The sequence below is a fragment of the Moorena sp. SIO2C4 genome (genome assembly GCF_010672485.1).
Classification (GTDB): domain Bacteria; phylum Cyanobacteriota; class Cyanobacteriia; order Cyanobacteriales; family Coleofasciculaceae; genus Moorena; species Moorena producens.
The window spans coordinates 1-1,220 of sequence record NZ_JAAHGN010001521.1 but is presented as its reverse complement, the minus strand read 5'-3'; the positions used below and the strand labels follow the sequence as shown (position 1 = coordinate 1,220).

Annotated in this window: 1 protein-coding gene; it reads left to right on the top strand. The window is 43.9% G+C overall.

Annotation, left to right across the window (positions count from 1 at the left end; translation table 11 throughout):
• Positions 1-182 (top strand): hypothetical protein (locus tag F6K20_RS39170; RefSeq protein ID WP_287298556.1); only part of this gene is annotated, 182 nt, incomplete at its 5' end.
• Positions 183-1,220 lie beyond the last annotated feature (1,038 nt).

Below are 1,220 nucleotides of genomic sequence, written 5' to 3'. Positions count from 1 at the left end.
AGGCGTTGCTTAACAATGGAATGATTTTAGGAGTGAGGTGGAATGGGAATCTGGCCGTGGAATGGGCATCTTGCGTGGAACTGGCATCTTGCCAGTTTCAATATATTTTCGGGCGGGCAGGATGCCCACTCTACTCCTATTCAGCGCGAAGATTCAGCAACGCCCATCCCTTTGGAAAATAAACTCACGGTAGTCTGCTAGGTCATCAACTTCCAGGAAGTTGAGTAAAATCCCAGGGACTAACCAAACTACCATTTTGGCCAGTAAGTTTAGTTTCCATTTGATCTGCATTACCTTAACTCCTGGATAGAAACCAACAGACAAGTAAGTATTCAGCGATCAGCCCCTCAGGTATAGCGCTACGCGCAATGGCATTGGCAAGAGGCAAGAGGCAAAAGTTGACTACAACAGCGTTTCAGCTTTTATAAATGTCAAACACCTTAATGGGTAGTGCTATATCAACTCATGTAAGACAAGGGCTGATCAATCAAGATAGTCAGTCATTGTAACTGTTTAAAGTATGCGAACTTGACTTGAACTGATGTAGAGTAGGTTTTTGGGATTAGGGCTTGATCAAGAGCTGATAGCTGGCAAGGGTAGCTTTTCAACTAGCCCGTTAGCCCTAGGCTGAATCATTACATTGCTGTAGTTGAGAACTATCCAACTGACTAGCTTTAATCAACTTCTCTAGTTTCGTTGTTTTTTGAGGTTTTGACAGTACCCTTGTGGGTACCCGAGCAGGACTTACACACCAAAACTGTGATCACCCCCTCAGGTATCAACTCATGTCAGACAACGGCTGATCAATCAAGATAGTCAGTCATTGTAACTGTTTAAAGTATGGGAACTTGACTTGAACTGATGTAGAGTAGGTTTTTGGGATTAGGGCTTTATCAAGAGCTGATAGCTGGCAAGGGTAGCTTTTCAAGTAGCCCGTTAGCCCTAGGCTGAATCCTTGGGCTCAATCTTAGTGAGAGCTTGCTCTGACTGACTGCAGAGACCATGCTCAACTAAATAATCGAAAATCTGATCAGAGTTCAACAGCATCATAAGTCATAAAGGTGTGAACACCCTTTCAAAAAAAACTAGGTAGGTCGAGTCGGCACAATTAACTTGTTCCGCTATTGACTTATCAGACCGAATTCGGGAACTTATGCGAAACTTAACAAAAGTTAACGATATCTTCGGGAGTCGGGAGTCGGGAGTCGGGAGTCGGGAGA